This window comes from Streptomyces sp. NPDC000594 (assembly GCF_040299965.1).
Lineage (GTDB): Bacteria > Actinomycetota > Actinomycetes > Streptomycetales > Streptomycetaceae > Streptomyces.
Map to the genome: position 1 here is coordinate 22087 of NZ_JBEPCY010000026.1, position 26788 is coordinate 48874.

At 68.9% G+C, this 26788-nt stretch carries 21 protein-coding genes and 3 tRNA genes; 20 read left to right on the forward strand and 4 right to left on the reverse strand.

Annotated features, from left to right (window positions below; genetic code table 11):
* Positions 1 to 2: 2 nt before the first annotated feature.
* Positions 3 to 1232 (reverse strand): amidohydrolase family protein, encoded by a 1230-nt coding sequence (locus tag ABT354_RS27780; protein ID WP_351498661.1) that lies wholly within the window; start codon positions 1230 to 1232, stop codon positions 3 to 5.
* 402 nt (positions 1233 to 1634) lie between these two features.
* On the opposite strand from ABT354_RS27780, the gene ABT354_RS27785 reads away from it, so the two are divergent.
* From ABT354_RS27785 to ABT354_RS27810, 6 genes are all read left to right on the forward strand, one after another.
* A tRNA-Thr gene (locus ABT354_RS27785) sits at positions 1635 to 1707 on the forward strand.
* 46 nt (positions 1708 to 1753) lie between these two features.
* A tRNA-Met gene (locus tag ABT354_RS27790) sits at positions 1754 to 1826 on the forward strand.
* A gap of 89 nt (positions 1827 to 1915) precedes the next feature.
* Positions 1916 to 2080 (forward strand): 50S ribosomal protein L33, encoded by a 165-nt coding sequence (rpmG, locus tag ABT354_RS27795; RefSeq protein WP_003948671.1) that lies wholly within the window; start codon positions 1916 to 1918, stop codon positions 2078 to 2080.
* A 211-nt stretch (positions 2081 to 2291) separates the two neighbouring features.
* Positions 2292 to 2744, forward strand: coding sequence for an FAS1-like dehydratase domain-containing protein (locus ABT354_RS27800; RefSeq protein ID WP_351498663.1), 453 nt, complete (start codon positions 2292 to 2294; stop codon positions 2742 to 2744).
* Positions 2741 to 3169, forward strand: a complete 429-nt coding sequence (locus ABT354_RS27805) for a MaoC family dehydratase (protein ID WP_351498665.1) — start codon at positions 2741 to 2743, stop codon at positions 3167 to 3169. Before ABT354_RS27800 ends, ABT354_RS27805 begins: the two co-directional genes overlap by 4 nt.
* Before the next feature lie 224 nt (positions 3170 to 3393).
* Positions 3394 to 4449 carry a UDP-N-acetylmuramate dehydrogenase gene (locus ABT354_RS27810; RefSeq protein ID WP_502983514.1) on the forward strand — a complete coding sequence of 352 codons (1056 nt, stop codon included), beginning with the start codon at positions 3394 to 3396 and terminating at the stop codon, positions 4447 to 4449.
* Positions 4450 to 4537: 88 nt separating this feature from the next.
* Here ABT354_RS27810 and ABT354_RS27815 read toward each other — a convergent pair whose 3' ends face one another.
* On the reverse strand, positions 4538 to 5188 hold the full coding sequence (locus tag ABT354_RS27815) for an NAD(P)-dependent oxidoreductase (protein ID WP_351498667.1): 651 nt from the start codon (positions 5186 to 5188) through the stop codon (positions 4538 to 4540).
* 150 nt (positions 5189 to 5338) lie between these two features.
* Here ABT354_RS27815 and ABT354_RS27820 point away from each other — a divergent pair, with 150 nt between their 5' ends.
* Positions 5339 to 5935, forward strand: a complete 597-nt coding sequence (locus ABT354_RS27820) for a TetR/AcrR family transcriptional regulator (protein WP_351498669.1) — start codon at positions 5339 to 5341, stop codon at positions 5933 to 5935.
* 133 nt (positions 5936 to 6068) lie between these two features.
* Here ABT354_RS27820 and ABT354_RS27825 read toward each other — a convergent pair whose 3' ends face one another.
* On the reverse strand, positions 6069 to 7109 hold the full coding sequence (locus ABT354_RS27825) for an adenosine deaminase (RefSeq protein ID WP_351498671.1): 1041 nt from the start codon (positions 7107 to 7109) through the stop codon (positions 6069 to 6071).
* Between the two features lie 218 nt (positions 7110 to 7327).
* Entirely contained in the window at positions 7328 to 8554 is a 1227-nt protein-coding gene (locus ABT354_RS27830) for a pyridoxal phosphate-dependent aminotransferase (RefSeq protein ID WP_351498673.1), read from the reverse strand.
* Positions 8555 to 8801: 247 nt separating this feature from the next.
* On the opposite strand from ABT354_RS27830, the gene ABT354_RS27835 reads away from it, so the two are divergent.
* From ABT354_RS27835 to tuf, 13 genes are all read left to right on the forward strand, one after another.
* Positions 8802 to 8874, forward strand: a tRNA-Trp gene (locus ABT354_RS27835).
* Positions 8875 to 8983: 109 nt separating this feature from the next.
* Positions 8984 to 9262: a preprotein translocase subunit SecE gene (secE, locus tag ABT354_RS27840; protein ID WP_351498675.1), complete on the forward strand. Its 279-nt coding sequence runs from the start codon at positions 8984 to 8986 to the stop codon at positions 9260 to 9262.
* Positions 9263 to 9350: 88 nt separating this feature from the next.
* A complete protein-coding gene (gene nusG / locus ABT354_RS27845; RefSeq protein ID WP_351498677.1) occupies positions 9351 to 10328 on the forward strand; it encodes a transcription termination/antitermination protein NusG in 978 nt (325 codons plus the stop codon).
* A gap of 216 nt (positions 10329 to 10544) precedes the next feature.
* Complete coding sequence (gene rplK / locus ABT354_RS27850) at positions 10545 to 10979, forward strand: 50S ribosomal protein L11 (RefSeq protein ID WP_351498679.1); 435 nt, start codon at positions 10545 to 10547, stop codon at positions 10977 to 10979.
* 150 nt (positions 10980 to 11129) lie between these two features.
* Positions 11130 to 11852, forward strand: coding sequence for a 50S ribosomal protein L1 (gene rplA / locus ABT354_RS27855; RefSeq protein ID WP_351498681.1), 723 nt, complete (start codon positions 11130 to 11132; stop codon positions 11850 to 11852).
* 664 nt (positions 11853 to 12516) lie between these two features.
* Entirely contained in the window at positions 12517 to 13047 is a 531-nt protein-coding gene (gene rplJ, locus ABT354_RS27860) for a 50S ribosomal protein L10 (RefSeq protein ID WP_351498683.1), read from the forward strand.
* 110 nt (positions 13048 to 13157) lie between these two features.
* Positions 13158 to 13541, forward strand: coding sequence for a 50S ribosomal protein L7/L12 (gene rplL, locus ABT354_RS27865; RefSeq protein ID WP_351498685.1), 384 nt, complete (start codon positions 13158 to 13160; stop codon positions 13539 to 13541).
* 616 nt (positions 13542 to 14157) lie between these two features.
* Positions 14158 to 17640, forward strand: coding sequence for a DNA-directed RNA polymerase subunit beta (rpoB, locus tag ABT354_RS27870; protein ID WP_351498687.1), 3483 nt, complete (start codon positions 14158 to 14160; stop codon positions 17638 to 17640).
* Positions 17641 to 17737: 97 nt separating this feature from the next.
* Positions 17738 to 21637, forward strand: a complete 3900-nt coding sequence (locus ABT354_RS27875; RefSeq protein WP_351498690.1) for a DNA-directed RNA polymerase subunit beta' — start codon at positions 17738 to 17740, stop codon at positions 21635 to 21637.
* Between the two features lie 577 nt (positions 21638 to 22214).
* Positions 22215 to 22586: a 30S ribosomal protein S12 gene (gene rpsL, locus ABT354_RS27880; protein ID WP_003948652.1), complete on the forward strand. Its 372-nt coding sequence runs from the start codon at positions 22215 to 22217 to the stop codon at positions 22584 to 22586.
* Between the two features lie 2 nt (positions 22587 to 22588).
* Positions 22589 to 23059: a 30S ribosomal protein S7 gene (gene rpsG, locus ABT354_RS27885; protein WP_153486777.1), complete on the forward strand. Its 471-nt coding sequence runs from the start codon at positions 22589 to 22591 to the stop codon at positions 23057 to 23059.
* Between the two features lie 38 nt (positions 23060 to 23097).
* Positions 23098 to 25224, forward strand: a complete 2127-nt coding sequence (fusA, locus tag ABT354_RS27890; protein ID WP_351498693.1) for an elongation factor G — start codon at positions 23098 to 23100, stop codon at positions 25222 to 25224.
* Between the two features lie 154 nt (positions 25225 to 25378).
* Entirely contained in the window at positions 25379 to 26572 is a 1194-nt protein-coding gene (tuf, locus tag ABT354_RS27895) for an elongation factor Tu (RefSeq protein ID WP_351498695.1), read from the forward strand.
* The last annotated feature ends 216 nt before the right edge of the window (positions 26573 to 26788 follow it).

The following is a 26788-nucleotide window of genomic DNA, read 5'->3' on the forward strand; positions in this document are numbered from 1 at the left end:
CGTCAGGGACGCCCCTGGCGGGGCAGCTCCAGCGCCACCGCGACGGCCGAGTCGCAGTACTCCCGTACCGCACTGGTACGGGCCACCACCCGCCCCCGGTGGATCACGATGCGGCTGTACGCGAGGGAGAGCACCCCCGCGATCCGCTCCCCGCGCACCGCCAGCAACTCCGCCGGGAAACCCGCCTCCACCCGGACCTCCGGCAGCCCCATCGCCTCCCGGGCGGCCGGGCCGACCGCGTCATAGGCGTCCTGGGGGCGCAGCCCCGCCTGCGACGCCAGCAGATAGGCCGCCTCCAGGGGGTCGCCCCGGCCCACCGGGTTGGAGACGTCCCGCAGCGCCCCGCCGCCCGCCGCGACCCGGACCCCGGCCGCGCGCAGCAGCCGTACGGGGGTGCTGCCCCGGTGCTCCAGCGTCCCGCAGCCGCCCTGGGGCAGACAGATCACCGTCACCCCGGCCGCCGCGAGCCGGTCGGCGGCGCGGGAGGCCGTCTCGCGGGGGAGCGCGGAGAGCCCCGCGCAGGGGCCGATGGAGACCCGGGGCCGCAGCCCGCCCGCCATCGCCGCCAGCCGGGTCAGCCGCGCCGGGTCGTCGCCGTGGGTGTGCAGATCGACCGGGCAGCCGTGCTCGGCCGCCACCTCCAGCACGGTCTCGGCATAGCCGATGGGGTCGGGGTCGGCGTCCGGGCAGCCGCCGACGACCGCCGCGCCCATCTTCACCGCGTCCCGCAGCATCGCCAGCCCGTCCGCGCCCGCGATCCCGGTGAGCAGCCGGGGCACGGCCACGGTCGTCAGATCGGCGAGCCCGCGCAGCGAGCGCCGGGCCTGGAGCACCGCCTCCAGCGGGCCGAGTCCCTGGACCGGGCCGATCCGCACATGCGAGCGGAGCGCGGTGGCCCCGTGTCCGAGCTGGAGGAGGGCGGCCTCGGTGGCCCTGCGCTGCACATCGTCGGAGGCGTACGAGACGGGCCCGGGGGTGTCCGCCGTGAGCGCGGTGTCGCCATGGGCGTGGGGCTCGGCCGGCGCGGGCAGCAGCAGATAGCCGCTGAGGTCCACCCGGGCGGAGGGGGCGGGGAGGCTGCCCGCGGTGCCGACCGCCTCGATCCGTCCGCCGCCCAGCCGGACGTCGACGGTGCGGCCGTCGGTGAGCCGGGCGCCGCAGAGCAGCAGCGCGGTGGTGTCTACCTCTCGCTGGGCCTCGCCGTCGGACGGCTGCGGCTGACTGTCGGGCATCGCGCTCCTGCTCCTGCCCCTGCCCCTGCGGGGCGGGTTCGGGCTCCGGATCGGTCTCGGGCTCGCTGGGTCTCGGGCTCGGTCTCGGGCTCTCTGGCTCTTGGGCTTCGCTGGGTCTCGGCCTCGGGCCGCGTGGGCGGAGGAGGAAGATCACACAGCCTGGGCCGAGCCTAGGGGCGCTCCGGCCGCGCTTCGGGGAAGAGCGAAATAGTCGTACCGGTGAGCCGGGGGTCTCGGCCGACCTGCCCCGGGGGCCCCGCCGGACCCGTCCGTTCCGCCCTGCGCGGCCCCGGGGAAGGCGCCGGGAACGGCCCGGAACGGGCCCGGCGGACCATGCCGGACAGGACCGCAGGAAACGGATTTGGGCGATCGGCGACGGACCGTGTAATGTCTTCCTCGCTCGCCCCAATAGCTCAGTCGGTAGAGCGTCTCCATGGTAAGGAGAAGGTCTACGGTTCGATTCCGTATTGGGGCTCTGGTGTCGGTGATCCTCACCCTCGGGTGAGGGGATCCGGTATCAAAGCGGTGTAGCTCAGTCGGTAGAGCAAGCGGCTCATAATCGCTGTGTCACCGGTTCAAGTCCGGTCACCGCTACACACAGTAGCCGATTGTGGGGTCGGTCCTCCGGTCGGCTACTCTCTTATGCGTTCATAGTTGTAACCGTCCGTCCAAGGAGCACTCACGTGGCTGCCACCGACGTCCGCCCGAAGATCACGCTGGCCTGCGTGGAGTGCAAGGAGCGGAACTACATCACCAAGAAGAACCGGCGTAACAACCCGGACCGACTGGAGATGAAGAAGCACTGCCCGCGCTGCAACGCGCACACCGCGCATCGCGAGACGCGCTAAAACAGGCTCGTACACGAGGCCGTCCCCTTCCCTGGGGGCGGCCTCGTGTCGTTTGTCCGGCCCGCCGAGCGGCCCCGGGTCCGCCGCTCCGGTGGCTCCCCGGCCCGCCTCGCGCCCGGTCGGCGAGGATCGTGAGACCACGGGGACCGTGGGAACCATCGAAGACCCGGGCGCGGCCCATCCGGGACCGCCCGGCAGGAGGGAGTCGTTCATGGCGCTCGACCAGACCTTCGTGGGGCGGAGCTATCCGCCCACGGAGACCTACGAGGTCGGCCGGGAGAAGATCCGGGAGTTCGCCGAGGCGATCGGGGACGGTCACCCCGCGTACACGGACCGGGCGGCCGCCCAGGCGCTCGGTCACCCCGATGTGATCGCTCCGCCCACCTTCGCCTTCGCGATCACCTTCCGTGCCGCCGGTGTGGCCATCCAGGACCCCGCGCTGGGTCTGGACTACAGCCGGGTGGTCCACCGCGAGCAGAAGTTCGCGTACACCCGCCCGGTCCGCGCGGGCGACCGGCTGAGCGTGGTCTCCACGATCGAGAGCATCAAGCACCTCGCGGGCAATGACGTGGTCGAGATCCGGGGCGAGGTCCACGACGAGACCGGCGCTCCCGTGGTGACCGCATGGACCAAGCTGGTGGCGCGCGCCGCCGAGGAGGCGTGATGACGAAGGTCTCCTACGCGGATGTCGAGGTTGGCACCGAGCTTCCGGCCCAGAGTTTTCCTGTGATACGGGACACCCTGGTCCGTTACGCCGGGGCCTCGGGCGACTTCAACCCGATCCACTGGAACGAGAAGTTCGCCGTCGGGGTCGGGCTGCCGGATGTGATCGCGCACGGCATGTTCACCATGGCCGAGGCCGCCCGGGTGGTCACCGACTGGACCGGGGACCCGTCCGCCGTGGTCGAGTACGGGGTCCGCTTCACCAAGCCGGTCGTGGTGCCCAATGACGACAAGGGCGCGGTCATCGAGGTCAGCGGCAAGGTCGCGGCCCTGCTCGACGACGGTCTGGTACGGGTCGATCTGACCGCGACCAGCGCCGGCGAGAAGGTGCTCGGCATGGCGCGGGCCGTGGTCCGCCTCGCCTGAGCCGGTACATGAGGCCCCTGAGACCCTTCAAGGCCCCCTGAGGACGCCTGAGGCCCTCTGAGGTCCCGGATGCCTCTGGGGTCCCTGGGGGCCCTGGGGTCCTCTGGAGGGGCTCGCTTCCGGGGCCGGGCGGTCCGCCCGGCCCCGTGCGCGCGGCGCGGTGGCCACGCGACCCGCGCGGGCGCCGTGCCCCCCGCCGGGGCGCTGACCGTACCCTGGTGCCCGTGCAGGAACTCCACGACGCCCCCCTCGCCCCCCTGACCACCTTCCGGCTCGGCGGCCCGGCCACCCGGCTGATCACCGCCACCACCGACGACGAGGTGATCGCGGCCGTCCGTGCGGCGGACGCCGCCGGGACCCCGCTGCTGATCGTCGGCGGCGGCAGCAATCTCGTCATCGGGGACCGGGGCTTCGACGGCACCGCGCTGCGGATCGCCACCCGCGGGCTGCGGCTCGACGGCACCGCGCTGGAGCTGGCCGCCGGCGAGGTGTGGACCGACGCGGTGGCGCACGCCGTCGACGCCGGTCTCGCGGGGATCGAGTGCCTGGCCGGCATCCCCGGCTCGGCCGGGGCCACCCCGATCCAGAACGTCGGGGCGTACGGCCAGGAGGTCGCCTCCACCATCACCGAGGTCGTCGCCTACGACCGGCGCGCCGGACGGGTCGTCACCCTCCCCGCCGCCGAGTGCGGTTTCGCGTACCGCCACAGCCGTTTCAAGGAGGACCCGGACGGCCATGTCGTCCTGCGGGTCCGCTTCCGGCTGGAGGACGCGGGCGGGCTCTCCGCGCCGGTGCGGTACGCGGAGGCGGCGCGCGCCCTCGGTGTCCGGCCGGGGGAGCGGGCGGATCTCGCCGCGACCCGCTCCACCGTCCTCGCGCTGCGCGCGGGCAAGGGCATGGTCCTGGACCCGGCCGACCACGACACCTGGTCGGCGGGGTCGTTCTTCACCAACCCCGTCCTCACCGAGGGGGAGTACGCGGCCTTCACCGACCGGGTGCGGGACCGGCTCGGCGCGGAGGCCGTGCCCCCCGCGTACCCGGCGGGGGAGGGGCTCACCAAGACCTCCGCCGCCTGGCTGATCGACCGGGCGGGCTTCACCAAGGGGTACGGCGCGGGTCCGGCCCGTATCTCCACCAAGCACACGCTCGCGCTCACCAACCGGGGCGGGGCCACCACCGAGGATCTGCTCGCCCTCGCCCGCGAGGTCGTGACCGGGGTCCGGGACGCCTTCGGGATCACCCTGGTCAATGAGCCGGTGACGGTCGGCGTCCGGCTCTGACCGCGAGGGCCGGAGCCGGCCGCCGGGCCGGTACGGTACCCAGGACTGGACCGCGTACGCGGGGCCGGACCGAGTGCGCCGGGTCGGGTCAGTACGCGACCCCGACGGGCCGCCGGACCGCCGCCGGGTCGTCGATCAGGGCGAGCATCGCATGGGCCACATCGGCCCGGGAGATCGTCCGCGCGCTGCGCGGGTTCCCGCCGACCGCCGTGCGGTAGACCCCGGTCAGCGGGGTGTCCAGCAGCCGTGGAGGGCGTACGGAGGTCCACTCGGCCGAGCCGGCCGCCAGCTCCCGCTCCATGACCTCCAGATCCTCGTAGAACCGCCGGAACACGCGGCTCACCAGGGCGGCCGAGACCCGGTCGACCAGCGGCTCCCCGGGGGGCGGGGCACCGAGCGGGGTGGCCGAGACCACCAGCAGCCTGCGGGTCCCCTCCGCCTCCATGGCGGTGAGCACCGAAGCGGTCAGCCGCGCCACCAGACCGGCGGTGGCGTCCGCGGCCTTGCGCGCGCCCAGTCCCGAGAGCACCGCGTCCCGCCCCGCGACCGCTTCCCGCAGGCTCTCGGGCCGGGTCAGATCGGCGGGGAACACCGTCAGCCGGGCGTCGTCGGGGAGGACACCGGGGGCCGGGCCCGCAGGGCCGCGTACCACCGCCGTCACCTCGTGGCCCGCGGCCAGCGCCTGCCGGACGATCTGACGGCCCACTCCTCCGGTGGATCCGAACACGGTGAGTCTCATCGCTTCTCCTCGGGGCGCGGCGGCCGACCCTGTGGGCCGGTCGTGCGGTCGACAGGTTGGTGAGTATTCACTCACCTCTAGGGTGGGTACTCACCACCCCGTCGTCAATCGGAATCCGGCCATCGCTCGGACCGGTTCGGAGGAGCAGTCATGCGGAAACCGGCCCGCGCCCGCATCCTGGACGCCGCCCATGAGCTGATGCTCGGCATCGGTCTCGCCCGGACCACCACCAAGGAGATCGCCCGGGCCGCGGAGTGTTCGGAGGCGGCGCTCTACAAGAGCTTCACCAGCAAGGAGGAGCTGTTCATCGCGGTACTCGACGAACGGCTGCCCCGGCTGGGCCCCCTGCTGGGCGAGCTGACCGCCCGGCCGGGGGAGGGGGACCTGGAGGAGAATCTGACCGAGGTGGCCCGCCGGGCGGCGCGGTTCTACGCCCAGACCTTCCCGATCGCCGCCTCGCTCTACGCCGACCCCGGGCTCAAGGCCCGCCATGAGACGGCCCTGCGCGCCCTGGGCACCGGGCCGCACAAGCCGATCCAGTGGCTCGACGGCTATCTCCGTGCCGAGCGGGAGGCGGGCCGGGTCGCCGCCGGGGCCGACACCTATGCGGCGGCCTCCCTGCTGCTGGGTGCCTGTGCGCACCGGGCCTTCGCCTATGACGAGAGCGAGGGGGGCACGCCCGCGCCGCCGCTGGACGCGTTCGCCGAGGGGATCGCCCGCACCCTGCTGGCCGGATTGCGCCCCTAGCCCGTACAGCCCCTAGCCCGTACAGCCCCTGGCCCGTACAGCCCCTGGCCCGTACAGCCCCTGGCCCGTACCGCCTCCGGCCCGTACCGCTCCTGACCCGTACCGCGCCGCCCGTACCGGTCAGGCCGGTCCGTCAGGCCGTGGGTGCCGCCGGCTCCTCGGCGAGCCAGTCGTCGACCCCCGCCAGCAGCCGGGCGCGCACATCCTGGGGGGCCGCGGAGCCCCGGACCGACTGGCGGGCCAGCTCCGCCAGCTCATGGTCGGTGAAGGCGTGGTGGCGGCGGGCGAACTCGTACTGCGCGGCCAGCCGGGAGCCGAAGAGCAGCGGGTCGTCCGCGCCCAGCGCCATCGGCACCCCCGCCTCGTACAGCGTCCGCAGGGGCACGTCGCCCGGCTTCTCGTACACCCCGAGCGCCACATTCGACGCCGGGCACACCTCGCAGGTCACCTGGCGTTCGGCGAGCTTGCTCAGCAGCCGGGGGTCCTCGGCCGCCCGGACGCCGTGGCCGACCCGGGAGGCGCGCAGATCGTCCAGGCAGTCCCGGACCGAGGCCGGGCCGTTCAGCTCGCCGCCGTGCGGGACCGCCAGCAGCCCGCCCTCCCGGGCGATGGCGAAGGCGCGGTCGAAGTCCCTGGCCATGCCGCGGCGTTCGTCGTTGGAGAGTCCGAAGCCGACGATGCCCCGGTCGGCGTAGCGGACCGCCAGCCGGGCCAGGGTCCGGGCCTCCAGCGGGTGCTTCATCCGGTTGGCGGCCACCAGCAGCCGCATCCCGAGGCCGGTCGCGCGCGAGGCGCTCTCCACCGCGTCCAGGATGATCTCCAGCGCCGGGGTCAGCCCGCCCAGCAGGGGGGCGTACGAGGTCGGGTCGACCTGTATCTCCAGCCAGCCGGAACCGTCCCGGACGTCCTCCTCGGCCGCTTCCCGCACCAGCCGGCGGATGTCGTCGGGGGAGCGGAGGCAGGACCGGGCGATGTCATAGAGCCGCTGGAAGCGGAACCAGCCGCGTTCATCGGTGGCCCGCAGCTTCGGGGGCTCCCCGCCGGTCAGCGCGTCGGGGAGCCGGACGCCGTACTTGTCGGCCAGTTCGAGCAGGGTGGCGGGGCGCATCGATCCGGTGAAGTGCAGATGCAGATGGGCCTTGGGCAGCCGGGTGACATCACGTACGTGCTCCATTCCAGGATCTTGCCGCATCCTCGGGCCGGGAGGTAAGCGGATTCCCCGATCGGTTCACTTGCTCGAACGTGTGTGCGAGATGGGGGGTACGGGGAACAGGGGGTACGAGGAACAGAGGGGGTACGGGGAACAAGGGGTGCACGGGATACGGCTACGGCCCCGGCCCCACCCCGGTACGGGGGCGGAGCCGGGGCCGTGGGAGGCCGCCGAGGGAACGATCAGGCGGTGGCCTCGGCGAGCAGCTTCTGTACCCGCGCCACGCCCTCCACCAGGTCCTCGTCGCCCAGTGCGTAGGACAGCCGCAGATAGCCCGGGGTGCCGAAGGCCTCACCCGGGACCACGGCCACCTCGACCTCGTCCAGGATCAGCGCGGCCAGCTCCACCGAGGTCGCGGGGCGCTTCCCGCGGATCTCCCGGCCCAGCAGCTCCTTGACCGACGGGTAGACGTAGAACGCGCCCTCCGGCTCGGGGCAGACCACACCGTCGATCTCGTTGAGCATCCGCACGATCGTGCGGCGGCGGCGGTCGAACGCCTCCCGCATCTCGGCCACCGCGTCCAGGTTCCCGGAGACCGCGGCGAGCGCCGCCACCTGGGCGACGTTGGAGACATTGGAGGTGGCGTGCGACTGGAGGTTGGTCGCCGCCTTCACCACGTCCTTGGGGCCGATGACCCACCCGACCCGCCAGCCGGTCATGGCATAGGTCTTGGCCACGCCGTTCACCACGACACAGCGGTCGCGCAGCTCGGGCACGACCGCGGCGATCGAGGTGAAGGTGGTGTCCCCGTAGACCAGGTGCTCGTAGATCTCGTCGGTCAGCACCCAGAGACCGTGCTCGGCGGCCCAGCGGCCGATCGCCTCGGTCTCCTCCCGGCTGTAGACCGCGCCGGTCGGGTTGGACGGGGAGACGAAGACCACGACCTTGGTGCGCTCGGTGCGGGCCGCCTCCAGCTGCTCGACGGAGACCCGGTAACCGGTGGTCTCGTCCGCCACCACATCGACGGGGACACCGCCCGCGAGCCGGATCGACTCCGGGTAGGTGGTCCAGTACGGCGCCGGGACGATCACCTCGTCGCCCGGGTCCACGATCGCCGCGAACGCCTCGTAGATCGCCTGCTTGCCGCCGTTGGTCACCAGGACCTGCGCCGGGTCGACCGCGTAGCCGGAGTCGCGCAGGGTCTTCTCGGCGATGGCCTTCTTCAGCTCGGGCAGCCCGCCCGCCGGGGTGTAGCGGTGGTACTTGGGGGTGCGGCAGGCGTCGACCGCCGCTTCGACGATGTACTCCGGAGTCGGGAAGTCGGGCTCGCCCGCACCGAAGCCGATCACCGGGCGGCCGGCGGCCTTGAGGGCCTTGGCCTTGGCATCGACGGCGAGGGTGGCGGACTCGGAGATCGCGCCGACGCGGGCGGAGACCCGGCGCTCGGCGGGAGAGGTAGCAGCGCTCATACCGTCCATCGTCCCAGACGCGGCAGGGGCCCGGCACAGGTGTTCCGGCCCCCGGACACCGGGCCCCGGGCCCCCTCTCCCCGGGGCACCCGGGGTCTTCCGGCAGGCCGGGCGGGTGCCGGCAAGAACCGCCCCGGAGTTGTCTGTTCGACGCGAGGCCGCTGAGCACGTACACTCACTCGTCGTTGGCCCACACCGACCGCATCCACGGATCTTCACCGGATGATGTAGGTTGTGGACACCACCAAGGGTCGTAGCTCAATTGGTAGAGCACTGGTCTCCAAAACCAGCGGTTGGGGGTTCAAGTCCCTCCGGCCCTGCTACACACACCTTCGCCAGGCTGTGTGCGCATGTACGTAGATTCAATGGAACCGCCGTGCGGCGTCACCGGGCGCGGCACGGCCACGACCCGGGATCAGGTGAAAGAAAGTGACGGACGCCGTGGGCTCCATCGACACGCCTGATGCCGAGGACGAGGCTCCCCGGAAGTCCCGCAAGGGCGGTAAGCGCGGCAAGAAGGGCCCCCTGGGCCGTCTCGCGCTCTTCTACCGGCAGATCGTCGCCGAGCTCCGCAAGGTCGTCTGGCCGACGCGCAACCAGCTGTCGACGTACACCACAGTGGTGATTATCTTCGTCGTCATCATGATCGGTCTGGTGACCGTGATTGACTATGGATTCCAGGACGTCGTCAAGTACGTCTTTGGCTGATCCCGCGGAGGGTGCCGCCAAGGGCCCATCGGCATGACGGCGCCTTCCGTATGTTCCACCCATCTGTAGCCAGGAAGAAGCAGCCACCGTGTCTGACCCGAACCTGAACGATGCCGTTGAGCCCGGTGACGAGCGCTTCGAGTCGGCCGAGGCCGCTGAGGACGCGCTCGACATCGTTGAGGCCGCGGATTCCATCGACCCGGACCAGGCGGACGCTGCTGACGCCGAGGCCGGCGAGCCCGCCGAGGAGGCGGCCCTCCACACGGAGTCCGACACGGACGATGTCGAGGACGCCGAGGCCGACGACTCCGAGATCGTCGACGCCGACGACGCCGCTGACGCCGAGGGCTCCGACACGGACGATGTCGAGGACGCCGACGAGGCGGGCGACTCCGACGACGAGGACGAGGACAGCGACTCCGAGGAGCCTGCCGAGGCCGAGGAGACCGTCGACCCCATCACCGCGCTCCGCGAGGAGCTGCGCACCCTGCCCGGCGAGTGGTACGTGATCCACACCTACGCCGGGTACGAGAAGCGGGTCAAGGCCAACCTGGAGCAGCGCGCCGTCTCGCTCAACGTCGAGGAGTTCATCTACCAGGCCGAGGTGCCCGAGGAAGAGATCGTCCAGATCAAGAACGGCGAGCGCAAGAACGTCCGCCAGAACAAGCTTCCCGGCTATGTCCTGGTCCGGATGGACCTCACCAACGAGTCCTGGGGCGTTGTCCGCAACACCCCCGGCGTGACCGGCTTCGTCGGCAACGCCTACGACCCGTACCCGCTGACCCTGGACGAGATCGTCAAGATGCTCGCCCCGGAGGCGGAGGAGAAGGCGGCCCGCGAGGCGGCCGAGGCCGAGGGCAAGCCCGCCCCGGCGCGCAAGGTCGAGGTCCAGGTGCTCGACTTCGAGGTCGGCGACTCGGTCACCGTCACCGACGGCCCGTTCGCCACCCTCCAGGCCACGATCAACGAGATCAACGCCGACTCGAAGAAGGTCAAGGGTCTGGTCGAGATCTTCGGCCGCGAGACCCCGGTCGAGCTGAGCTTCGACCAGATCCAGAAGAACTGATCCACGCCGCTCGGATCCAGCGGGAACCGAGCGGTACGGACCGATCCGGCCACCCGCCGGACACCCATTCTTCCGACAGGTCGGAACCCCTCTCCGGAGCGGTTCTGACCTTTCGGTTTTTAACCCCGCGCCCATACCCGTTATCGTGGTGCGGTATGCCTCCATCCGGATGACGGATGGAGGGCGAACACTCTCACTAGGACCCGGAGAGAGCACATGCCTCCCAAGAAGAAGAAGGTCACGGGGCTTATCAAGCTCCAGATCCAGGCCGGCGCGGCCAACCCGGCTCCGCCGGTCGGCCCCGCCCTGGGTCAGCACGGCGTCAACATCATGGAGTTCTGCAAGGCCTACAACGCCGCGACCGAGTCGCAGCGTGGCATGGTCGTGCCGGTGGAGATCACGGTCTACGACGACCGTTCCTTCACCTTCGTGACCAAGACTCCGCCGGCCGCCAAGCTGATCCTCAAGGCCGCGGGTGTGGACAAGGGCTCCGGCGAGCCGCACAAGACGAAGGTCGCGAAGCTCACGCGCGACCAGGTCCGCGACATCGCCACCACCAAGATGCCCGACCTCAACGCCAACGACCTGGACGCCGCCGAGAAGATCATCGCCGGCACCGCCCGTTCCATGGGCATCACGGTCGAGGGCTGATTTCCCGTTCCGCCCGGCGGCCGGCCCAGGCCGTACGCCGTGCGTACGAGAATCCCCCGAGGCGACGGGCATCCGCCCCGTGACCTCCGTGGTAGGACCAGGCGCTGGTCCGGACCACATCTCCCCACCTGAGCAACAGCAGGAGCAGAAGTGAAGCGCAGCAAGAATCTCCGCGCTGCGGACGCCAAGATCGACCGGGAGCGCGTGTACGCCCCGCTCGAGGCCGTCCGTATCGCCAAGGACACCGCGTCCACCAAGTTCGACGGCACCGTTGAGGTCGCCCTGCGTCTGGGTGTCGACCCGCGCAAGGCCGACCAGATGGTCCGTGGCACCGTGAACCTCCCGCACGGCACCGGTAAGACCGCCCGGGTCCTGGTCTTCGCGACCGGCGACCGTGCCGAGGCCGCGCGTGCCGCGGGCGCCGACATCATCGGCGCCGACGAGCTGATCGACGAGGTCGCGAAGGGCCGTCTGGACTTCGACGCCGTCGTCGCCACCCCGGACCTCATGGGCAAGGTCGGCCGCCTCGGCCGGGTGCTCGGTCCGCGTGGTCTGATGCCGAACCCCAAGACCGGCACCGTCACCCCCGATGTCGCCAAGGCTGTCACCGACATCAAGGGCGGCAAGATCGAGTTCCGCGTCGACAAGCACTCGAACCTGCACTTCATCATCGGCAAGGTCTCCTTCGACGAGACCAAGCTGGTGGAGAACTACGCCGCGGCGCTGGACGAGATCCTGCGGATCAAGCCCTCCGCCGCGAAGGGCCGCTACATCAAGAAGGCGACCCTGACCACCACGATGGGCGCCGGCATCCCGCTGGACGGCAACCGCACCCGTAACCTCCTCGTCGAGGAGGACCCGGCCGCCGTCTGAGAATGACGACGGTTCCGGGCGGCATGTCGATCACCCACAGTGATCTTCGGTAAATGCCGGGCGCGGTACAACCTCAGGACCGGCTCGCTCGTCTCACCAGAGACAAGCGGGCCGGTTCCGTCGTTTCCCGGACCCTCCCGCCTCCACGGGGCGCCGTGGGGCCCTCTGGGCCCCGGCCGGCTCCCCGTGGGCACCGGGAAGGCCCGGGAGCCGTCACGGCGGGGGAGACCCGGCCGGAGACGGCGCCCGGCACCCCCGGGCCGGGGTTACGGGGGTACCCCGGTCCGGGGGCGCCCGGCTGCCCGCCGACTGCCCGCCGCGGGGTCGTGGCCCGCGGGTGGTCCGGTGCCGGGATCCCGACCCGCAGGTTGTCCGGTGCCGGGCTCTTGACAGGGCGCCGCACCCGATTTGCGTCGTCGCGGCAGGGTCCCGTACTCTTCCGAGGAAGCCAAAGACCGCTGGTCGTTGCCGCGTCCTCATTCAGAGAGTGTGGCGACCGAAGGATCCGCTGACTGCGGACGACCCGCGCAGGTGACTGTGGAAAGTTCCTGGATTCCCATCCGGTCGAGCTACGCCCCGTGCGCCTGCGCCGGGGCGTTTTGTTTGTTCAGTCCCCTCCTTCGGGTCCGCGCGGTCCTCATCACCCGGAAGGAGGCCGACGCTCATGGCTAGGCCCGACAAGGCTGCCGCGGTAGCCGAGCTGGCGGACCAGTTCCGCAGCTCGAACGCCGCCGTGCTGACCGAGTACCGGGGTCTCACCGTGGCGCAGCTCAAGACGCTGCGTCGTTCGCTCGGTGAGAACGCCCAGTACGCCGTGGTGAAGAACACGCTGACCAAGATTGCGGCCAACGAGGCCGGGATCACTTCGCTGGACGACCAGTTCTCTGGTCCGACGGCGGTCGCCTTCATCACCGGTGACCCGGTGGAGTCGGCGAAGGGTCTTCGTGACTTCGCCAAGGACAACCCGAACCTGATCATCAAGGGCGGTGTCCTTGATGGCAAGGCGCTGTCCGCCGATGAGATCAAGAAGCTCGCGGACCTCGAGTCCCGCGAGGTTCTGCTCGCCAAGCTGGCGGGCGCCATGAAGGGCAAGCAGTCCCAGGCTGCCTCGCTGTTCCAGGCGCTCCCGACGAAGCTCGTCCGCACCGTGGACGCGCTTCGCGCCCAGCGCGACGAGCAGGGCGGTGCCGAGTAATTCGGCTCGCGCATTGATCGGGGCCCCTCGGGGGCGCTGATCTCAGCGGGCCGCACGCCCGCCGTCATATACATCCGGCACCAGCCGATTTAGTGGAAGGATCGCCCATCATGGCGAAGCTCAGCCAGGACGACCTGCTCGCGCAGTTCGAGGACATGACCCTCATCGACCTCGCCGCGTTCGTGAAGGCGTTCGAGGAGAAGTTCGACGTCACCGCCGCCGCTGCCGCGCCGGTCGTCGTCGCCGGTGCTGCCGGTGGCGCTGCCGAGGCCGTCGAGGAGCAGGACGAGTTCGACGTCATCCTCACCGGTGCCGGCGACAAGAAGATCCAGGTCATCAAGGTCGTGCGTGAGCTGACCTCCCTGGGTCTGAAGGAGGCCAAGGACCTCGTGGACGGCACCCCGAAGCCGGTCCTGGAGAAGGTTGCCAAGGAGGCCGCCGAGAAGGCTGCCGAGTCCCTCAAGGCCGCCGGCGCCTCCGTCGAGGTCAAGTGACCCCACGGAGTCCCCAGTGACTCTCCGGGCCCGGTGAGGCCCGCCAGGAGCCCTCGCGGCCCCTGCGGGCCCCCCGCCGGACCCAGCCAAAGGCGATCACCCATCAGGGTGGTCGCCTTTGGCGTTGGGCGACGGGTGCGTTGCACTTCCCCGGCCGGGGAGTATGGTGATCATCGCCGCGCCGATCCCGATCGGGTCATCCCTGATCCCGACCGGGTCATCCCTTGTCAGCGCCGCTCCCGGCCGCAGGCGGGGACCGGGGGGCCTTGACGAACCGCACGCAGCGCGCAATTCTCAGGACGCGTCGTCACAACGATCCGGATCCGAGGCATGGATCGGCGACCGAGCGGGCAGTATCGAGGTGCGCCTCATGGCGCGAGGCAAACGCGGAGATGAGAACAACGAGGGTGATCGAAACCCGCACTGGACATCAGTGTGCCATGTGGCTACACTGACCCTTTGCGCTGCCTGTTAGCTGCCCCCTGCCCGTCACCAGGGGCATCCCCTCGCATGAGCACAGCGGATTGATCCATCCCTGACCTGGGACTTCTTTCTCTGTGCCGGGCTTGGGAACGGTACGCGCGTAGTGAGTCCGAGCCCTCGGAAGGACCCCCTCTTGGCCGCCTCGCGCAACGCCTCGACCGCGAATATGAACAACGGCGCCAGCACTGCCCCGCTGCGCATCTCCTTTGCAAAGATCAAGGAGCCTCTTGAGGTTCCGAACCTCCTCGCGCTCCAGACCGAGAGCTTTGACTGGCTGCTCGGCAATGCCGCGTGGAAGGCTCGGGTCGAGGCGGCTCTGGAGAGTGGACAGGACGTCCCCAGGAAGTCCGGTCTGGAAGAGATCTTCGAGGAGATCTCGCCGATCGAGGACTTCAGCGGTTCGATGTCGCTGACCTTCCGCGACCACCGCTTCGAGCCTCCGAAGAACTCCATCGACGAGTGCAAGGACCGCGACTTCACCTTCGCCGCGCCGCTCTTCGTCACGGCCGAGTTCACCAACAACGAGACCGGCGAGATCAAGTCCCAGACGGTCTTCATGGGCGACTTCCCGCTCATGACCAACAAGGGCACCTTCGTGATCAACGGCACCGAGCGTGTCGTGGTCTCGCAGCTGGTCCGCTCGCCCGGTGTCTACTTCGACTCCTCCATCGACAAGACGTCCGACAAGGACATCTACACCGCCAAGATCATCCCGTCCCGGGGTGCCTGGCTGGAGATGGAGATCGACAAGCGCGACATGGTCGGTGTCCGCATCGACCGCAAGCGCAAGCAGTCCGTCACCGTGCTGCTCAAGGCCCTCGGCTGGACGACCGAGCAGATCCTTGAGGAGTTCGGCGAGTACGAGTCGATGCGCGCCACCCTGGAGAAGGACCACACCCAGGGCCAGGACGACGCGCTCCTCGACATCTACCGCAAGCTCCGTCCGGGCGAGCCGCCGACCCGTGAGGCCGCCCAGACGCTGCTGGAGAACCTCTACTTCAACCCCAAGCGCTATGACCTGGCCAAGGTCGGCCGTTACAAGGTCAACAAGAAGCTTGGCGCCGATGAGCCGCTGGACGCCGGCGTGCTCACCACCGATGACGTCATCGCGACGATCAAGTACCTGGTCAAGCTGCACGCCGGCGAGACCGAGACCATCGGTGAGAACGGCACCCAGATCGTTGTCGAGACCGACGACATCGACCACTTCGGCAACCGTCGTCTGCGCAATGTCGGTGAGCTGATCCAGAACCAGGTCCGTACGGGTCTCGCCCGTATGGAGCGCGTCGTGCGTGAGCGCATGACCACGCAGGACGTCGAGGCGATCACGCCGCAGACCCTGATCAACATCCGGCCGGTCGTCGCCTCCATCAAGGAGTTCTTCGGCACCAGCCAGCTGTCCCAGTTCATGGACCAGAACAACCCGCTGTCGGGGCTCACCCACAAGCGCCGTCTGTCGGCGCTCGGCCCCGGTGGTCTCTCCCGTGAGCGGGCCGGCTTCGAGGTCCGTGACGTGCACCCCTCGCACTACGGCCGCATGTGCCCGATCGAGACCCCCGAAGGCCCGAACATCGGTCTGATCGGCTCGCTCGCCTCCTACGGCCGGGTCAACGCCTTCGGCTTCGTGGAGACCCCGTACCGCAAGGTCGTCGACGGCCAGGTCACCGACGAGGTCGACTACCTGACCGCCGACGAGGAGGACCGCTTCGTCATCGCCCAGGCCAACGCGACCATCTCGGACGATCTGCACTTCACCGAGCCGCGTGTCCTGGTCCGCCGCCGTGGCGGCGAGGTCGACTACGTCCCGCCGACCGAGGTCGACTACATGGACGTCTCGCCGCGCCAGATGGTGTCGGTCGCGACGGCCATGATCCCCTTCCTTGAGCACGACGACGCCAACCGTGCCCTCATGGGCGCGAACATGATGCGTCAGGCCGTTCCGCTGATCACGGCCGAGGCGCCGCTGGTCGGTACCGGCATGGAGTACCGCTGCGCGGTCGACGCCGGTGACGTGATCAAGGCCGAGAAGGACGGTGTGGTCCAGGAGGTCTCCGCGGACTACATCACCGTCGCCAACGACGACGGCACCTTCACCACCTACCGGGTGGCCAAGTTCTCCCGTTCCAACCAGGGAACCTCGGTCAACCAGAAGGTCATCGTCTCCGAGGGCGACCGGGTCATCGAGACCCAGGTCCTCGCCGACGGCCCCGCCACCGAGAACGGTGAGATGGCCCTCGGCAAGAACCTCCTCGTGGCCTTCATGCCGTGGGAGGGTCACAACTACGAGGACGCGATCATCCTGTCGCAGCGCCTCGTCCAGGACGACGTCCTCTCCTCGATCCACATCGAGGAGCACGAGGTCGACGCCCGTGACACCAAGCTCGGCCCCGAGGAGATCACCCGGGACATCCCGAATGTCTCCGAGGAGGTCCTGGCCGACTTGGACGAGCGCGGCATCATCCGCATCGGTGCCGAGGTCATCGCCGGCGACATCCTGGTCGGCAAGGTCACCCCGAAGGGTGAGACCGAGCTGACCCCGGAGGAGCGCCTGCTCCGCGCGATCTTCGGTGAGAAGGCCCGTGAGGTCCGTGACACCTCGCTGAAGGTCCCGCACGGCGAGACCGGCAAGGTCATCGGCGTCCGCGTCTTCGACCGCGAGGAGGGCGACGAGCTGCCGCCCGGCGTCAACCAGCTGGTCCGGGTGTACGTGGCCCAGAAGCGCAAGATCACCGATGGTGACAAGCTCGCCGGCCGTCACGGCAACAAGGGCGTCATCTCCAAGATCCTCCCGATCGAGGACATGCCGTTCCTGGAGGACGGCACCCCGGTCGACATCATCCTCAACCCGCTGGGTGTCCCGTCCCGAATGAACCCGGGACAGGTCCTGGAGATCCACCTCGGCTGGCTCGCCAGCCAGGGCTGGAAGGTCGAGGGCAACGAGGAGTGGATGGAGCGGCTGCGGGTCATCGGCGCCGATGACGTCCAGCCCGGCACCAATGTCGCGACCCCGGTCTTCGACGGTGCCCGCGAGGACGAGATCGCCGGTCTCTTCGAGTCCACGATCCCCAACCGCGACGGCGACCGCATGGTCCTCCCGTCCGGCAAGGCGAGGATGTTCGACGGCCGCTCCGGCGAGCCGTTCCCGGACCCGATCTCCGTCGGGTACATGTACATCCTCAAGCTCCACCACCTGGTCGACGACAAGCTGCACGCCCGGTCGACCGGCCCCTACTCGATGATCACCCAGCAGCCGCTGGGTGGTAAGGCCCAGTTCGGTGGCCAGCGCTTCGGAGAGATGGAGGTGTGGGCGCTGGAGGCTTATGGCGCCGCCTACGCCCTCCAGGAGCTGCTGACCATCAAGTCCGACGACGTCACCGGCCGTGTGAAGGTCTACGAGGCCATCGTCAAGGGCGAGAACATCCCCGAGCCCGGCATCCCCGAGTCCTTCAAGGTGCTCATCAAGGAGATGCAGTCCCTGTGCCTCAACGTGGAGGTGCTGTCCTCGGACGGTATGTCCATCGAGATGCGCGACACCGACGAGGACGTCTTCCGCGCTGCGGAAGAGCTCGGCATCGACCTGTCCCGGCGCGAGCCGAGCAGCGTCGAAGAGGTCTGACGGGTCCGGCCGGGATCACCTCCAGGTGATCCCGGCCGCTGCCCCGGACCCCGTACAGACCACCTTGAGACACAACCCTGAGAGGGATTGACGCATAGTGCTCGACGTCAACTTCTTCGACGAGCTTCGGATCGGCCTTGCCACCGCTGACGACATTCGCCAGTGGTCGCACGGCGAGGTCAAGAAGCCCGAGACGATCAACTACCGCACGCTCAAGCCGGAAAAGGACGGGCTCTTCTGCGAGAAGATCTTCGGCCCCACCCGGGACTGGGAGTGCTACTGCGGCAAGTACAAGCGTGTCCGCTTCAAGGGCATCATCTGCGAGCGCTGTGGCGTCGAGGTCACCCGCGCCAAGGTGCGCCGTGAGCGGATGGGCCACATCGAGCTGGCCGCCCCCGTCACCCACATCTGGTACTTCAAGGGCGTGCCGTCCCGCCTGGGCTACCTGCTGGACCTCGCGCCGAAGGACCTGGAAAAGGTCATCTACTTCGCCGCGTACATGATCACGTACGTGGACGACGAGCGCCGGACCCGCGACCTGCCCTCGCTGGAGGCGCATGTCTCCGTCGAGCGTCAGCAGATCGAGAACCGCCGTGACGCGGACGTCGAGGCCCGTGCCAAGAAGCTGGAGACGGACCTCGCCGAGCTGGAGGCCGAGGGCGCCAAGGCGGACGTGCGCCGCAAGGTGCGCGAGGGCGCCGACCGCGAGATGAAGCAGCTGCGCGACCGCGCCCAGCGCGAGATCGACCGCCTCGACGAGGTGTGGAGCCGCTTCAAGAACCTCAAGGTCCAGGACCTGGAGGGCGACGAGCTGCTCTACCGCGAGCTGCGCGACCGCTTCGGCACCTACTTCGACGGTTCGATGGGCGCCGCCGCGCTCCAGAAGCGCCTGGAGTCCTTCGACCTCGACGAGGAGGCCGAGCGCCTCCGCGAGATCATCCGTACCGGCAAGGGCCAGAAGAAGACCCGTGCGCTCAAGCGCCTCAAGGTCGTCTCCGCCTTCCTGCAGACCAGCAACAGCCCCAAGGGCATGGTGCTGGACTGCGTCCCGGTCATCCCGCCGGACCTGCGTCCGATGGTGCAGCTGGACGGTGGCCGCTTCGCGACCTCCGACCTCAACGACCTGTACCGCCGTGTGATCAACCGGAACAACCGCCTCAAGCGTCTTCTCGACCTCGGTGCCCCCGAGATCATCGTGAACAACGAGAAGCGGATGCTCCAGGAGGCCGTCGACGCGCTGTTCGACAACGGCCGCCGCGGCCGTCCGGTCACCGGTCCGGGCAACCGCCCGCTGAAGTCCCTGAGCGACATGCTCAAGGGCAAGCAGGGCCGTTTCCGTCAGAACCTCCTCGGCAAGCGTGTGGACTACTCCGCGCGTTCCGTGATCGTCGTCGGTCCGCAGCTCAAGCTGCACCAGTGCGGTCTGCCGAAGGCCATGGCGCTGGAGCTCTTCAAGCCGTTCGTGATGAAGCGCCTGGTCGACCTGAACCACGCGCAGAACATCAAGTCGGCCAAGCGCATGGTCGAGCGCGGTCGCACCGTGGTCTACGACGTCCTCGAAGAGGTCATCGCCGAGCACCCGGTGCTGCTGAACCGTGCGCCCACCCTGCACCGCCTCGGCATCCAGGCCTTCGAGCCGCAGCTGGTCGAGGGCAAGGCCATCCAGATCCACCCGCTCGTCTGTACCGCGTTCAACGCGGACTTCGACGGTGACCAGATGGCCGTCCACCTGCCGCTCTCCGCGGAGGCGCAGGCCGAGGCCCGCATCCTGATGCTGTCCTCGAACAACATCCTCAAGCCGGCCGACGGCCGTCCGGTCACCATGCCCACCCAGGACATGGTGCTCGGCCTCTTCTTCCTCACCACGGACGAGGCGGAGCGCGAGGTGCGTGGCGAGGGCCGGTCCTTCGGCTCCACCGCCGAGGCGATCATGGCGTTCGACGCCCGTGAGCTCTCCCTCCAGGCCAAGGTCGACATCCGCTTCCCGGTGGGCACCATCCCGCCGCGCGGCTGGACCCCGCCGGTCCGCGAGGAGGGCGAGCCCGAGTGGCAGCAGGGCGACAGCTTCCGGCTGCGTACCACCCTGGGCCGCGCGCTCTTCAATGAGCTGCTGCCCGAGGACTACCCCTTCGTCGACTACTCGGTCGGCAAGAAGCAGCTCTCCGAGATCGTCAACGACCTCGCCGAGCGCTACCCCAAGGTCATCGTGGCGGCGACGCTCGACAACCTGAAGGCGGCGGGCTTCCACTGGGCCACTCGTTCCGGCGTCACCGTCGCCGTCTCGGACATCGTCGTCCCGGAGGCGAAGAAGGCGATCGTCGCCTCGTACGAGGCCAAGGACGAGAAGATCCAGAAGCAGTACGAGCGCGGCCTGATCACCAAGCAGGAGCGCACGAACGAGCTGATCGAGAACTGGACCCGCGCGACCAATGAGGTCGCCGAGGCGATGAACGCGAACTTCCCGAAGACCAACCCCATCTTCATGATGGTGGACTCGGGTGCTCGTGGAAACATGATGCAGATGCGTCAGATCGCCGGTATGCGTGGTCTGGTGTCGAACGCCAAGAACGAGACCATCCCGCGTCCGATCAAGGCGTCCTTCCGCGAGGGCCTGTCCGTGCTGGAGTACTTCATCTCCACCCACGGTGCCCGTAAGGGTCTGGCCGACACCGCCCTGCGTACCGCCGACTCGGGTTACCTCACCCGTCGTCTGGTGGATGTCTCGCAGGACGTCATCATCCGCGAGGAGGACTGCGGCACCGAGCGCGGTCTCAAGCTGCGGATCGCGGCGAAGGGCGCCGACGGTGTGCTCCGCAAGACCGACGACGTCGAGACGTCGGTGTACGCGCGGATGCTCGCCGAGGACGTCGTCATCGACGGCAAGGTCATCGCGCCCGCCAATGTCGACCTGGGCGATGTCCTGATCGACGCCCTGGTCGGCGCCGGCGTGGAGGAGGTCAAGACCCGCTCGGTCCTGACCTGTGAGTCCGCGGTCGGTACCTGTGCCTTCTGCTACGGCCGCTCGCTGGCCACCGGCAAGCTGGTCGACATCGGTGAGGCGGTCGGCATCATCGCCGCCCAGTCCATCGGTGAGCCCGGTACCCAGCTGACGATGCGTACCTTCCACACCGGTGGTGTGGCCGGTGACGACATCACCCAGGGTCTGCCCCGAGTCGTCGAGCTCTTCGAGGCCCGTACGCCCAAGGGTGTCTCCCCGATCTCGGAGGCGGCCGGCCGCGTCCGTATCGAGGAGACCGAGAAGACCAAGAAGATCGTCGTCACCCCGGACGACGGCAGCGAAGAGACCGCTTACCCGATCTCGAAGCGTGCCAAGCTCATGGTGCACGAGGGCGATCACGTCGAGGTGGGCCAGAAGCTCACCTTCGGTGCGACCAACCCGCACGATGTGCTGCGCATCCTCGGCCAGCGCGCCGTTCAGGTGCACCTGGTCGGCGAGGTCCAGAAGGTCTACAACTCGCAGGGTGTGTCGATCCACGACAAGCACATCGAGATCATCATCCGGCAGATGCTCCGCCGGGTGACGATCATCGAGTCCGGCGACGCGGAGCTGCTGCCGGGCGAGCTGGTCGAGCGCTCGAAGTTCGAGACGGAGAACCGTCGTGTGGTCACCGAGGGTGGTCACCCCGCCTCCGGTCGTCCGCAGCTGATGGGTATCACCAAGGCGTCGCTGGCCACCGAGTCGTGGCTGTCGGCGGCGTCCTTCCAGGAGACGACCAGGGTTCTGACCGACGCGGCGATCAACGCCAAGTCGGACTCCCTGATCGGCCTCAAGGAGAACGTCATCATCGGTAAGCTCATCCCGGCCGGTACGGGCCTCGCCCGTTACCGCAACATCCGGGTGGAGCCCACCGAGGAGGCCAAGGCCGCGATGTACTCGGCCGTCGGCTACGACGACATCGACTACTCGCCGTTCGGCTCCGGCTCCGGCCAGGCCGTCCCGCTGGAGGACTACGACTACGGTCCGTACAACCAGTAAGCGGTAGCGAGAACGACGAGAGGGCGGTCACCCCGTACACACGGGGTGACCGCCCTCTCGGTCGTTCAGCGGGTCGTCCACCGGGCCGGCGGGGGTGCGGCCGGGTCGACCGTCCGGGTGGTTGGCGGGAGGCGCTCCAGGGTGCCCTCGGGCGCCGGGAGGGCGCCCGAGGGCCCGCGGGGAGGCCCGGTGGGGCCCCGGCGGGCGTCCGGCGGCCGGGCGGCGACCCGCCCGGCCCCGGTGACCTGCGCCGTCGCCCGGCCGGGCGTACACTGCCCCCGCACGCGTGCCCCGCCCGCCGAACGCGCCGACTCCCGATATCGGCCGAGCCGTGGGGGGTACGCGCATTTGTTTTGACCGCAGCCCATGCGGTAGGTACGCTCTGACCTTGTGCCTGGGGTGTGCCTGGGCTCCTGCGCGTGTCCTCAACCGCGTGAGAGTCCGATCTCGGCCGCCGTTGTCTGCACCCTCTTCCGCCGTTACGGCGGGAGTCCCGCAGCCGCGACACACCCGACCGCGTGGGTCGGAGATGTTCCAGGTTAGTTGTACTGAACGGCACACAGAAACCGGAGAAGTAGTGCCTACGATCCAGCAGCTGGTCCGTAAGGGCCGGCAGGACAAGGTCGAGAAGAACAAGACGCCCGCACTGGAGGGTTCGCCCCAGCGCCGCGGCGTCTGCACGCGTGTGTTCACGACCACCCCGAAGAAGCCGAACTCGGCCCTGCGTAAGGTCGCGCGTGTGCGTCTGACCTCTGGCATCGAGGTCACGGCCTACATCCCGGGTGAGGGACACAACCTGCAGGAGCACTCCATCGTGCTCGTGCGTGGTGGCCGTGTGAAGGACCTGCCGGGTGTTCGCTACAAGATCATCCGCGGTTCCCTGGACACCCAGGGCGTCAAGAACCGTAAGCAGGCCCGCAGCCGCTACGGCGCCAAGAAGGAGAAGTAAGAATGCCTCGTAAGGGCCCCGCCCCGAAGCGCCCGGTCATCATCGACCCGGTCTACGGTTCTCCTCTGGTGACGTCGCTCATCAACAAGATCCTGCTGAACGGCAAGCGTTCCACCGCCGAGCGGATCGTCTACGGCGCCATGGAGGGTCTTCGTGAGAAGACCGGCGCCGACCCGGTCATCACGCTGAAGCGTGCGCTGGAGAACGTCAAGCCGTCCCTCGAGGTCAAGTCCCGCCGTGTCGGTGGCGCGACCTACCAGGTGCCGATTGAGGTCAAGCCCGGCCGCGCCGCCACCCTCTCGCTGCGCTGGATCGTGGGTTACTCCCGCGCCCGTCGCGAGAAGACCATGACCGAGCGCCTCATGAACGAACTGCTCGACGCCTCGAACGGCCTCGGCGCTTCGGTCAAGAAGCGTGAGGACACGCACAAGATGGCCGAGTCCAACAAGGCCTTCGCGCACTACCGCTGGTAGTCGCTACCCCCATCGAGACCGAGAGAAGACTGAGCCATATGGCCACCACTTCGCTTGACCTGGCCAAGGTCCGCAACATTGGGATCATGGCCCACATCGACGCGGGCAAGACGACGACCACCGAGCGCATCCTGTTCTACACCGGTGTGAGCTACAAGATCGGTGAGGTCCACGACGGCGCTGCCACGATGGACTGGATGGAGCAGGAGCAGGAGCGCGGCATCACGATCACGTCCGCCGCGACGACCTGTCACTGGCCGCTCGAGGATGTCGATCACACGATCAACATCATCGACACCCCGGGCCACGTGGACTTCACCGTCGAGGTGGAGCGTTCGCTCCGCGTCCTCGACGGCGCCGTCACCGTGTTCGACGGTGTCGCCGGTGTTGAGCCGCAGTCCGAGACCGTCTGGCGCCAGGCGGACCGCTACGGCGTTCCGCGTATCTGCTTCGTCAACAAGCTCGACCGCACCGGTGCCGAGTTCCACCGCTGTGTCGACATGATCAGCGACCGCCTGGGCGCGACGCCGATCGTGATGCAGCTGCCGATCGGTGCCGAGGCCGACTTCAAGGGTGTCGTCGACCTCGTCACCATGAAGGCGTTCGTCTGGTCCGCCGAGGCGACCAAGGGCGAGATGTACGACATCGTCGACATCCCGGCCACGCACACCGAGGCCGCCGACGAGTGGCGCGGCAAGCTGCTGGAGACCGTCGCCGAGAACGACGACGAGATGATGGAGCTGTTCCTGGAGGGCCAGGAGCCCACCGTCGAGCAGCTGTACGCGGCCGTCCGCCGTATCACCATCGCCTCCGGCAAGGGCGACGGCGTCACCGTCACGCCCGTGTTCTGTGGCACCGCGTTCAAGAACAAGGGCGTCCAGCCCCTGCTCGACGCGGTTGTGCGCTTCCTGCCCTCCCCCCTGGACGTCGAGGCCATCGAGGGCCACGACGTCAAGGACGCGGAGCTGGTCGTCAAGCGCAGGCCGTCCGACGACGAGCCGCTGTCGGCGCTGGCGTTCAAGATCATGAGCGACCCGCACCTCGGCAAGCTCACCTTCGTGCGCGTCTACTCCGGCCGTCTGGAGTCCGGCACCGCGGTGCTGAACTCCGTGAAGGGCCGCAAGGAGCGCATCGGCAAGATCTACCGTATGCACGCCAACAAGCGTGAGGAGATCGAGTCGGTGGGCGCCGGTGACATCGTCGCCGTCATGGGCCTGAAGCAGACCACCACCGGTGAGACGCTCGCGGACGAGAAGAACCCGGTGATCCTGGAGTCCATGGACTTCCCGGCGCCGGTCATCGAGGTCGCGATCGAGCCCAAGTCCAAGGGCGACCAGGAGAAGCTGGGTGTCGCCATCCAGCGTCTCGCGGAGGAGGACCCCTCCTTCCAGGTGCACACCAACGAGGAGACCGGCCAGACCGTCATCGGCGGTATGGGCGAGCTTCACCTCGAGGTGCTGGTCGACCGGATGCGGCGCGAGTTCAAGGTCGAGGCCAACGTCGGCAAGCCGCAGGTCGCGTACCGGGAGACGATCCGCAAGGCCGTCGACCGCGTGGACTACACCCACAAGAAGCAGACCGGTGGTACCGGTCAGTTCGCCAAGGTGCAGATCGCGATCGAGCCCATCGAGGGCGGCGACGCGTCCTACGAGTTCGTGAACAAGGTCACCGGTGGCCGCGTTCCCAAGGAGTACATCCCCTCCGTGGACGCGGGTGCGCAGGAGGCCATGCAGTTCGGCATCCTGGCGGGCTACGAGATGACGGGCGTGCGCGTCACGCTCCTCGACGGCGCCTTCCACGAGGTCGACTCCTCCGAGCTCGCCTTCAAGATCGCCGGTTCGCAGGCGTTCAAGGAGGCCGCTCGCAAGGCCAGCCCCGTGCTCCTCGAGCCGATGATGGCCGTCGAGGTCACCACGCCCGAGGACTACATGGGCGATGTCATCGGTGACATCAACTCCCGCCGTGGCCAGATCCAGGCCATGGAGGAGCGGGCCGGCGCCCGGGTCGTCAAGGGCCTGGTGCCGCTCTCGGAGATGTTCGGCTACGTCGGCGACCTCCGCAGCAAGACCTCGGGTCGCGCAAGCTACTCGATGCAGTTCGACTCCTACGCCGAGGTTCCCCGGAACGTCGCCGAGGAGATCATCGCGAAGGCCAAGGGCGAGTAACTCACCCGAGTACACGCTTTAGGCTTGTCACCGGAGCCTGCCGGGGCATTCCGTTCCAGACCGGGACGGAATGCCCCCGGGCCCCGGCATCCCAGCAAAGATCACCTGGCGCCGATGAGTAAGGCGTACAGAACCACTCCCCAGGAGGACCCCAGTGGCGAAGGCGAAGTTCGAGCGGACTAAGCCGCACGTCAACATCGGCACCATCGGTCACATCGACCACGGTAAGACGACCCTCACGGCCGCCATTACCAAGGTGCTGCACGACGCGTACCCGAACCTGAACGAGGCTTCGGCGTTCGACCAGATCGACAAGGCTCCTGAGGAGCGCCAGCGCGGTATCACCATCTCCATCGCGCACGTCGAGTACCAGACCGAGTCGCGTCACTACGCGCACGTCGACTGCCCGGGTCACGCCGACTACATCAAGAACATGATCACGGGTGCCGCGCAGATGGACGGCGCCATCCTCGTGGTCGCCGCCACCGACGGCCCGATGCCGCAGACCAAGGAGCACGTGCTCCTGGCCCGCCAGGTCGGCGTTCCGTACATCGTCGTCGCCCTGAACAAGGCCGACATGGTGGACGACGAGGAGATCCTGGAGCTCGTCGAGCTCGAGGTCCGTGAGCTCCTCACCGAGTACGAGTTCCCGGGCGACGACCTGCCGGTCGTCCGCGTCTCCGCGCTGAAGGCGCTGGAGGGCGACAAGGAGTGGGGCGAGAAGCTCCTCGGCCTGATGAAGGCCGTGGACGAGGCCATCCCGCAGCCCGAGCGTGACGTCGACAAGCCGTTCCTGATGCCGATCGAGGACGTCTTCACGATCACCGGTCGTGGCACCGTCGTCACCGGTCGTATCGAGCGTGGTGTCCTCAAGGTCAACGAGACCGTCGACATCATCGGCATCAAGACCGAGAAGACCACCACCACGGTCACCGGCATCGAGATGTTCCGCAAGCTGCTCGACGAGGGCCAGGCCGGTGAGAACGTCGGTCTGCTCCTCCGTGGCATCAAGCGCGAGGACGTCGAGCGCGGCCAGGTCATCATCAAGCCGGGCTCGGTCACCCCGCACACCGAGTTCCTCGCGCAGGCCTACATCCTGTCGAAGGACGAGGGTGGCCGTCACACCCCGTTCTTCAACAACTACCGCCCGCAGTTCTACTTCCGTACCACGGACGTGACCGGCGTCGTGACCCTCCCCGAGGGCACCGAGATGGTCATGCCGGGCGACAACACCGCCATGTCGGTTCAGCTGATCCAGCCGATCGCCATGGAGGAGGGCCTGAAGTTCGCCATCCGTGAGGGTGGCCGGACCGTGGGCGCCGGCCAGGTCACCGAGATCGTCAAGTAGTTTCGACGTTCTGACCTGGCAGCTCGCCACGAGCTGTTGAGGCGGAGGCCCCGCACCGTTCATCCGGTGCGGGGCCTCTGCTGCTTTCGGGTGGCCCTCCGTGCCCCCGCCGGGGCCCCGGGAGCCGCTGTACGGGGGTGAGCCGGGCGCATCGGCCCGGCGGGGCCCCATCGGGCGCACCGGGCCGTCGGCGGCCGGTCCGCGGGCCGGGAGCGA

Bases quoted from the DNA above. Each gene is read 5' to 3' on its own strand.
- ABT354_RS27780 (WP_351498661.1), bottom strand. From the start codon at position 1,232: ATGCCCGACAGTCAGCCGCAGCCGTCCGACGGCGAGGCCCAGCGAGAG.
- ABT354_RS27800 (WP_351498663.1), top strand. From the start codon at position 2,292: ATGGCGCTCGACCAGACCTTCGTGGGGCGGAGCTATCCGCCCACGGAG.
- ABT354_RS27815 (WP_351498667.1), bottom strand. From the start codon at position 5,188: ATGAGACTCACCGTGTTCGGATCCACCGGAGGAGTGGGCCGTCAGATC.
- ABT354_RS27820 (WP_351498669.1), top strand. From the start codon at position 5,339: ATGCGGAAACCGGCCCGCGCCCGCATCCTGGACGCCGCCCATGAGCTG.
- ABT354_RS27825 (WP_351498671.1), bottom strand. From the start codon at position 7,109: ATGGAGCACGTACGTGATGTCACCCGGCTGCCCAAGGCCCATCTGCAT.
- ABT354_RS27830 (WP_351498673.1), bottom strand. From the start codon at position 8,554: ATGAGCGCTGCTACCTCTCCCGCCGAGCGCCGGGTCTCCGCCCGCGTC.
- rplK (WP_351498679.1), top strand. From the start codon at position 10,545: ATGCCTCCCAAGAAGAAGAAGGTCACGGGGCTTATCAAGCTCCAGATC.
- rplJ (WP_351498683.1), top strand. From the start codon at position 12,517: ATGGCTAGGCCCGACAAGGCTGCCGCGGTAGCCGAGCTGGCGGACCAG.
- rplL (WP_351498685.1), top strand. From the start codon at position 13,158: ATGGCGAAGCTCAGCCAGGACGACCTGCTCGCGCAGTTCGAGGACATG.
- rpsG (WP_153486777.1), top strand. From the start codon at position 22,589: ATGCCTCGTAAGGGCCCCGCCCCGAAGCGCCCGGTCATCATCGACCCG.
- fusA (WP_351498693.1), top strand. From the start codon at position 23,098: ATGGCCACCACTTCGCTTGACCTGGCCAAGGTCCGCAACATTGGGATC.